The sequence below is a fragment of the Vibrio sp. 10N.261.55.A7 genome (assembly GCF_002877365.1).
Taxonomy (GTDB): domain Bacteria; phylum Pseudomonadota; class Gammaproteobacteria; order Enterobacterales; family Vibrionaceae; genus Vibrio.
Genome location: NZ_MCWZ01000085.1, coordinates 1 through 8967 on the forward strand (window position 1 = coordinate 1; position 8967 = coordinate 8967).

An 8967-nucleotide genomic window follows, 5' to 3' on the forward strand; every position below is an offset into this window, starting at 1 on the left:
CAGGTGTCCTGAACTTGAAATGGTGGGATTTAAAGACAATCAGATTGCCGAGGTCTCAGAAAACGCATTGCCTAAAGCGCTGCGCTGGTTAATCTTGACTGACAACGACATAGAAACACTGCCAGAGGCACTCGGTGAGCGACCTCGAATGCAGAAATTAGCGTTGGCTGGAAACAAGCTGAAGTCTCTACCAAAATCGATGAGTCAGCTTCACAACCTCGAACTAATTCGCCTTTCTGCTAACCAACTCACTGAATTTCCATCGCAATTGCTATCTTTGCCCCGATTGGCATGGATTGCGTTTGCAGGTAACCCATTCTGTTGCAGCAAAGAATCAACGTCGCAAGTACCACAAGTCAGCGCATCCAGCTACAAAATGAATCAAGTGCTCGGCCAAGGTGCTTCAGGCATCATCTCACACGCCGATTGGGTTAACGACGAGTATGACTTTCCCAAGCATGTTGCCGTAAAAGTGTTCAAAGGCGCAGTAACGAGCGATGGCTACCCGCAAGATGAATTGAACGCTTGTTTGCAAACTGGTTTCCACCCAAACCTTGTGAAGTCCATTGCGCAAGTGAGTGAGGAAGATTATCTGTCGCTAGTCATGGAGCTTATCCCTGACAGCTACTTCAACTTAGGGCTCGCGCCAAGTTTGGAATCGTGCACGCGTGATACATTCAAACCCGATTTTTCATTAGCCATCGCTGACATTAAAATCATTGTCGATCAAATGATGGATGTTTTTGCCCACCTTCATCACAACAAGGTGTGTCACGGTGATCTCTATGCCCATAACGTGCTTATTAACAATAATAATCACATGATTTTCGGTGATTTCGGCGCGGCTTCAACCTATCACTATCTACCTGAAGAACAGCAAAGTAAGATCAAATCCATTGAGTCACGAGCGTTAAGCTTCTTTATTGAAGATCTGCTGAGTATCTGTGAGCCAAGTGATATTGAATGTGATGATTACCAAGCCCTGACGCTCATCGCTAAACAAGCCTTTGACTCATAGAACGAACAATACGTTGTTGTTTGAACTCAACCTCTCGTTCGCTATGCTTAAACTATCAATGAATACAGCACTGATCACTGTCGCCTAAGACAAATGTTCAGTGCTGACCGTTCTTCTATTTCAACCCAATAACAAAAGCGATTTCTTATGCTTCGTGATTACACATTTAACTGCCTTGTGACTATGCCCCGCCAAGAACTTGAAGAGTTCAGCGTTCGAATGATCAGTAAAATGGTCCCTGAAGATGTAATGAGCGAGTTGTTCACCTTTGAACAGGAAGAGGTCGACAGTGAAGAACGCATGATGTCAGCGCAGCTAGATGCGACGCTTCGTATGACAGCGATTGCATTAAGCGAGATTCAACAAGCGTTTGATGACTCAGAAAATGCAAAACAGAACAGCCAAAGAATGACTCGTTTAGTGTTGTGGCACTTCTACGCGATTTCATTCAACCTAGAGCAAGCCATAACACTGGAAACGCACTGTGAACAGGTCGAAACAATACTCGCCAATGCGCCAGCCGATGCATTTGGCTGGGTGAAAGTGCTCACCGATCTGCTGCATCGCTACGCAAAAATGAATTCAGAGCAAAATACACAGGATTAGTCGGATTCCATCAGGGTTCTATTATCTTGAGACAAACAAAAAGCGCTTACCGAGTATTCGATAGGCGCTTTTTTCATTTCTATTTTTGAACAGGGTCGAACTGGACGAGCGTGAGGGCTATTTAGCTGACTTGCCTGAACGTTGCTGCTCTTTCATTGCCAACTTCTCTTTCTTTCGCTGCTCAATTAACTGCGCAGCATCGCCACCAACATGGGTTTCACCACGCAAGGTAGAAAGCTGAACCTGTTTCTCACGCTCGCGGAATCGAGCTTTTTGCTCATCGCTGTGTTTGTCGACACATTTAGGGCAACTGACCCCTTTCTCAAAACTCGGCGATTGTTTATCTTCTTCAGTGATCGGAAGACGGCAGGCATTGCACACGTCGTAATCACTCTGCTCTAGCTGGTGATTCACCGCTACACGGCCATCAAATACATAGCAATCGCCCTGCCACATGCTCTCTTCTTCAGGCACCTCTTCTAGGTACTTAAGAATACCGCCCTCTAGGTGATACACTTCATCGAAGCCTTGCTCTTTCATGTAAGCAGTAGATTTTTCGCAACGTATTCCACCCGTACAGAACATCGCAACTTTCTTATGTTTGGCGGGATCCAGATTGTCAGCGACATACTGAGGAAACTCTCGGAATGTTTCCGTATTAGGGTTCACCGCGTTCTCAAATGTACCGATGTCCACTTCGTAATCGTTACGAGTATCGACCAGTAATACTTCAGGATCAGAAATCAGTTCGTTCCAATCTTGCGGCTTCACGTAGGTACCCACCACATGGCGCGGGTCAATGCCTTCGACGCCCATTGTCACGATCTCTTTCTTTAACTTCACTTTGGTTCGGTTAAACGGCTGCTCTTCGTTAAAAGATTCTTTATAAACGACATCCGCTAGACGTGGATCCTGTTTAAACCAAGCGAGCAGTGCATCAATCGATTCACGCTTGCCTGCGACCGTGCCATTGATACCTTCACTGGCTAGCAACAATGTGCCACGAATATTTTGCTCGTTGAGCAGATCGGTGAGAGGTTGACGAATTTCTTGATAATCATTGAGTGCGACAAACTTATAGAGCGCACATACGACATATTGAGACATTTTTTTTCCTTCTGCGAGCTGGAACGTAAATCCAGTGCGTGCCTATACGGCTTATTAAAATCAGCGCGAGTATAACGAAGCTTTGTTAGGACAAAAACCTAACAACTATAGGGGTATTATGTGAGGATCAACGTTAGATGGATTAACGAAAAGAATAGTAGCGCTAATTCACTGTTTTAATGAAAGTTTACAGTAATCGTTCTCTACATAAAGCCTTCACAAGATCGCACAATCGTTTGATCGTTTGCGCAACTTTTGGCGTGAACTCAAGCGACGCGTTAAGTCGAAAGCAGTGGTTGAACTGCTGATTGGTATCAAACATTTCACCAGGGGCAATACTAATGCCATTCTGCAAGGCGATTCGATAGAGTTCAGTGGCGTTAATGTGTTCTGGCAACACCACCCAGATAAAATATCCACCTTCAGAGTAAATCGCATTCGAACCTTCCGGTAAATACGTCTGCAGCTGTTGCCATGTTTGGTATTTACGTTGCTCTAGTTGCCTTCTTAATTGACGTAAATGACTTTCGTAGTGACGCGTAGAGAGATAATTCGCCAAGGTTAGCTGCACCGGTGCGCTTGTCGATAAGGTACTCATCAGCTGGATCTTTTGAATCTGAAGCGCTTTCTTTCCCGCTGCAACCCAACCAATACGAAACCCAGCAACCAGTGATTTCGAGAATGAGGAACAATGCAGCGTCATTCCACTCTGATCAAACGCTTTCGCGGGGAGCGGTTTGGAATTTCCGAAGTAAAGTTCACTGTAAACATCATCTTCAATTAAGTACACGTTATGCGCTGTGAGCAGCGAGACCAGCTTCTGTTTCTTTTCATCTGAGAGCGTGAAACCAAGAGGATTTTGAAAATTGGTCATCAACCAACACGCCTTCACTTTGTGCGTTTTTAGCGCACGCTCTAGAGAATCAAGGTCGATTCCCTCTTTCGGATGAGTATTAACGAATATGGCGCGCAAATTAAGGCGCTCTAACGCCTGCAACGCCCCATAAAATGCAGGCGACTCAACCACCACCCAATCCCCCGCTTTTGTCACTGATTGCAAACTTAGGTTCAACGCTTCCAACGCGCCTGCGGTGATCACTATCTCGTCAGGGTTGATATTCATACCCTGCGCCGCGTAACGCTTGGCAATGATTGTTCGTAGGGTTTCATTGCCTGGAGGAAGGTTATCGAGTGCATTCGAAGTAGGCATTTCACGGGCAGCGTGAACCAAAGAGCGATTCACTCGATTTTGTGGGTAAAGGTTGGGATCAGGGTAGGCAAAACCAAAATTGGTAATATTCGGCTTTCGACTTGCTTGCAATATATCGAAAACAAAATCATTGATATCAACCGACTCTGTCTCTTGTAGCGATTTTGGCGCTGCTGCAATGGATTGTTGTTTGATTTGAGGCGCGACCACGTAACCAGAACGAGAGTGTGATACGACCCACCCTTGGCTTTCTAAGAGCTGATAGGCGTTCATTACCGTCATCAAACTAAACCCTGACAACTCGGTTTGCTTACGCAGAGACGGTAACTTACTGCCTATTCCCCAAACATTTTCTTTAATTTGGTCCTTAATCTGTTCGGCAAGCTCGACGTATTTGGCCACAATTTACTACTCTTGGTTATCAATAACTGGCCCATTGGTATCAGACCTCACCGTTCGCATTATAGCACTGGCACTTCAATCTGTTATAGCTAACTATCACATTTCTGTATCTATTATAGATCATACGTAAGCCTTTATAATTGAATGACTAACCGTGAACAACCCAATACGAATTACCGATCATAAAAAACCGATCACCAATAACTGGAGTCAAACGATGAGTAATCTAAACAAGCAACTTATATTGTGTGCCATTGCCGTCATTCTTATTGTGCTCAATGTTGGCGCTCACGTACTAGGCGCTAAAATGTTCGTTGATCTACCTTTATCCGAAATCACCGTAGGGTCAGTGCCCGCGGTAGGGCTTGTTCTTTGTTACATTGGCTTCAAAATTGCAGAAAGCGAATAACGCTCATACGCCAGCATTATCTTTATCGTCACTGCTATCTAAGCATCCCCCCTGAGAGCGAATTGTCACCGTATGTCGACGTTCGCTCTTCTCCACGCTCTTCATTAGCCGCTTAAAATTAAATCAAACACCTCTGCTTCGCCTCTTCGCTAGGTTCGAGACTGTTTAGGCTGTTGGATTTAATACATAAATTGTCATTATACCGTGGTATATTATTCCTCAAACACAATGCATTAGTCCGTGCTAACCTGACACTTAAATGTGAAATTGGCCTTACAATATCGGTGTTGATTGGAACACTCTCACTATCAAGTCTAGAATAGCCACACACGGTAAACGTAAAGGCTGCAATACAGCCTAGTAAGAATAAAGGCGGCATCGCAATTTAATGCAGCTAAAGAAGGAGAATTATTGATGACTCATGAAACAAAAACGATGGAAGTGCCTGTTGCGATCGCCGATCGAGTGCAAGCTCTAATTGATGGCTACGTTGCAAACGAAAAATTCAAAACAGAACGTAAAGAAGTGGTCAATAATTTCTTAGCGATGGACGGCTTGAGCTGTGAAATGGCGGTGTACAGTTTGGCTCAAGATGAACTACTCGATACGCTGCGATTCGTTTACGAACTGTCTGGAACCAACAGTAAATTCATCAAAAACATTTTGACTCAGTCTCGTGAAAACCCTAAGAAAGCACTTTCTGATGCTCAACGCTCTTCTGTTAAGAGTATGCTATTCAACCTAATCAACGACCCTTCTGTTGTTTCAGCAATGAAAGAGATCTAGCCAATATCTAGTGAGTGCTACTCTCAAGCATAGAGTGCTCTCTTACGATCTTGTTAGACACAAACAAAAACGCCAGCATCTCCGCTGGCGTTTCAATTTGTCACTGACTAAAGCAAATTCACATTCTTACAAGAAGTTGAATGATGCCGTTAGAGAGAACGTACCGATGTCTTCTTTACCCACAACGTAGTTCATGTAGTTAGCACCAAGAGAAATTGGGCCAAATACCGCGTAGTCTGCACCTACGCCATACATTAGGTCGTAATCATCATCATTGCTGAATTCTGAACCGTTACCCGTCATATCCCAAGAGTGAACACCACCCTTTGCATACACTTGTAGTGGACCGAAATTGATGCTTGGCTTCAACGCAAAGTAAACAGAAGATGCTTTCACATCGCCACCCGTAAATTCAAATTTACCATGGTCAGTGTAGCCTGCTTCAACACCGATGAATGGCAAGATACCAGTACCAGCGTGAATGTTGTAAGACGTAGCATCTTCGCTACCTAGGCTAGATGAGCCTACAGAAGCGCCACCATATACCCAAGAGTCGGCCATAGCAGTTGTCGATGCACCAATTAAAGCAAGTGCTAATAATGTCTTTTTCATAACTAACCTTTTTTGTTATAGCTAATGTTCGTCATAGCCAATATTTATTGTTACTAGCAATGGCTCCCAGTGGCATACCATTGCCGTATTGTGTTCGAATTATAAAGTTAACTTTTAAGCATGCAAGGTCTATACCGAAATTTAACATTCATTGATGGCGTTCTTGATGCGTTTATCTGAAACAGGGTACGGTGTTCCAAGCTGTTGAGCGAAGTAACTCACCCGTAACTCCTCTATCATCCACCTGATTTCTTTTACATTATCCGGTGTTGCCAGCCCTTTAGGAATTTTATTAAGTAACTCTTTGTAATCATTGGTAACGGACTCGACCTTGAGCATGTGTAAGCGATCCTTATTTGGATCAATAGGAAGCTTCTCCATGCGTTTCTCTATCGCTTTCATGTAGCGAAGAATATCCGGCAATCGCTTCCAACCACATTCAGTGGCAAACCCTTTAAAGATAAGGCTTTCCACTTGCGCTTTAATGTCTGACAAGGCAAAAGCCATCGTGAAGTCCACTTTGCCCTTTAGCTTTTTGTTGATGCTAAAGGCTGTGGTCAAAATGGTTTCAACTTGTTTGGCCACATCAACGACCGTGTCACCGAGTTCTGCTCGAATGTGTTCTTTCATCGCTTCAAAGTTGTCGGCATCCCAAACAAGGCCACCCTGCCCTTCAATGAGTTTATCGATACCACAAGCAATACAATCATCAATCAAATCCAACACTCGACCATACGGGTTAAAGTACAAACCCAGTTTTGATTTGTTCGGCAGATTGGAGTGCAGATATTTCACCGGTGACGGGACATTGAGTAACACCAAACGGCGTTGACCCGCGCGCATGGCAGACTCTTGCTCTTGTTCAGTTTCAAAGAGTTTTATCTCTACACTGTCTTTCGTATCCACCAACGCTGGGTAGGCTTTCACTTCAAACCCGCCACGTTTTTGTTGATAGACTTTAGGTAGCTCACCAAAACTCCATGTGTGTAGGCCTTGCTGCTCGATGTCATCATCAGCAACCTTCGACAGCGTTTCTTGAACTTTGTCTTTTAGGCTCTCTTTTAGCTCATGCAGATCTTTGTTTTCTTTCAACTTACGGTTACGGTGATCCACCGCTCTGAACGTAACTTTTAAGTGTTCTGGAATTTGAGCAAGATTCCAATCTTCACGCAGCACTTCCACACCTGTCATTCGACGCAGTTCTTTCTCAAGCGAATCAAGCAATGGCGCTTCCAACGCGGTCACTCGCCCTAAAAACGCATCCGCGTAATTTGGCGCAGGCACGAAGTTCTTCCGAATGGTTTTCGGTAGCGCTTTGATCATGCTAACAATCAGCTCGTGGCGTAGCCCTGGAATTTGCCAGTCAAAGCCTGCTTGCTCAATTTGATTCAAAATAGGGAGTGGCACATGAACCGTGACACCGTCACTATCTTCACCTGGCTCAAATTGGTAGCTCAGCTTGAGCTTAATGCCGTTTTGGTGCCAAAAGTTCGGATAATCCAGATCCGTAACATGACTTGCATCGCCTCTGAATAAGTTCTCTTTTTCAAAATTGAGCAGCTCTTTGTTCTCTTTACTCGCTTTTTTCCACCACGTATCAAAGTGGCGACCAGAAACGACATTGGTATCCACGCGCTGATCGTAGAAATCAAACAGCTCATCGTCATCCACCAAGATGTCACGACGACGCGATTTGTGCTCTAGCTCTTCGACTTCCGCCAGTAATTTCCGGTTTTGCTTAAAGAACGGATGTTTGTTTTCCCATTCCCCTTCCACCAAAGCACTGCGAATGAAGATCTCTCGACTGATTGTGGCGTCAATTGGCCCGTAGTTAACCAAACGTTTCGGTACGATTGGAATCCCGTACAACATCACTTTTTCGTGTGCCATGACCGCCGCACGTTTCTTCGACCAATGCGGTTCGCTGTAGCTTCGTTTAATCAAGTGACCCGCTAATGGCTCAATCCATTCAGGCTGAATTTTTGCGATGATACGGCCCCAAAGCTTTGAGGTTTCGACCAATTCCGCTGACATGATCCATTTTGGCTGTTTCTTAAACAAACCTGAAGCAGGGAAAATACTGAATCGTGCATTTCGAGCGCCTTGGTATTCGCTTTTCTCTGGATCTTTCACACCGATATGCGAAAGCAAGCCAGCCAAGATAGAGCTGTGGATGTTTTGGTAAGAACCTTCACTGTCATTAAGTTTGAAGTCCATCTCACGCATTGACTGATGAATCTGGAAGTACACATCTTGCCATTCACGCACGCGTAAGTAGTTGAGAAAATCTTTCTTACACTGCTTGCGGAATTGATTGCCCGTCAGATCTTTCTGCTGCTTTTTGATGTAATCCCACAGGTTCACAAAGGTGAGGAAATCAGACTCTTCATGGAAAAAGCGTTTGTGCTTATCATCTGAAGATTGCTTCTTGTCGGAAGGACGCTCACGCGGATCTTGAATCGACAGCGCAGAAGCGATGATCATCAACTCTTTCAGGCAACCATTGTTGCTTGCTTCAAGCACCATACGCGCTAAACGTGGATCAATCGGCAATCGTGCCAATTTACGGCCCATCGGAGTTAAGCGTTTCTTATCACTGCCACCGTGTTTGCTGCTCTTATCGTCGGCAGCAATCGCACCAAGCTCTTCAAGGAGACGAACACCGTCTTGAATGTTACGTTTGTCTGGCGCTTCCACAAATGGGAACGCTTGAATGTCGCCAAGCCCCAACGCTGTCATCTGTAAGATAACGGACGCAAGGTTAGTACGAAGAATTTCAGGATCGGTAAATTCCGGACGAGACTCAAAATCTTCTTC

At 44.7% G+C, this 8967-nt stretch carries 8 protein-coding genes; 4 read left to right on the plus strand and 4 right to left on the minus strand.

Annotation, left to right across the window (positions count from 1 at the left end):
- The coding region (locus BCU12_RS06500; RefSeq protein WP_102403540.1) for a leucine-rich repeat-containing protein kinase family protein at positions 1-1018 on the plus strand (1018 nt) is incomplete at its 5' end.
- Between the two features lie 147 nt (positions 1019-1165).
- A complete protein-coding gene (locus BCU12_RS06505) occupies positions 1166-1624 on the plus strand; it encodes an exoribonuclease R (protein ID WP_102403541.1) in 459 nt (152 codons plus the stop codon).
- A 117-nt stretch (positions 1625-1741) separates the two neighbouring features.
- Here the strand turns inward: BCU12_RS06505 and BCU12_RS06510 are convergent, their stop codons facing one another.
- Both BCU12_RS06510 and BCU12_RS06515 read right to left on the minus strand, forming a co-directional pair.
- Positions 1742-2731: a rhodanese-related sulfurtransferase gene (locus BCU12_RS06510; RefSeq protein ID WP_102403542.1), complete on the minus strand. Its 990-nt coding sequence runs from the start codon at positions 2729-2731 to the stop codon at positions 1742-1744.
- A gap of 187 nt (positions 2732-2918) precedes the next feature.
- Positions 2919-4343 carry a PLP-dependent aminotransferase family protein gene (locus BCU12_RS06515; protein WP_102403543.1) on the minus strand — a complete coding sequence of 475 codons (1425 nt, stop codon included), beginning with the start codon at positions 4341-4343 and terminating at the stop codon, positions 2919-2921.
- A gap of 154 nt (positions 4344-4497) precedes the next feature.
- On the opposite strand from BCU12_RS06515, the gene BCU12_RS06520 reads away from it, so the two are divergent.
- Positions 4498-4752, plus strand: coding sequence for a hypothetical protein (locus BCU12_RS06520; protein ID WP_133153823.1), 255 nt, complete (start codon positions 4498-4500; stop codon positions 4750-4752).
- A gap of 414 nt (positions 4753-5166) precedes the next feature.
- The gene (locus BCU12_RS06525) at positions 5167-5538 is read left to right on the plus strand and encodes a hypothetical protein (protein WP_102403545.1); all 372 of its coding nucleotides are present in this window, start codon (positions 5167-5169) and stop codon (positions 5536-5538) included.
- 126 nt (positions 5539-5664) lie between these two features.
- On the opposite strand, the gene BCU12_RS06530 is transcribed toward BCU12_RS06525, so the two are convergent.
- Positions 5665-6150: an outer membrane beta-barrel protein gene (locus BCU12_RS06530; protein ID WP_102403546.1), complete on the minus strand. Its 486-nt coding sequence runs from the start codon at positions 6148-6150 to the stop codon at positions 5665-5667.
- Positions 6151-6291: 141 nt separating this feature from the next.
- On the minus strand, positions 6292-8967 hold a 2676-nt coding region (gene hrpA / locus BCU12_RS06535; protein WP_102403547.1), incomplete at its 5' end, for an ATP-dependent RNA helicase HrpA.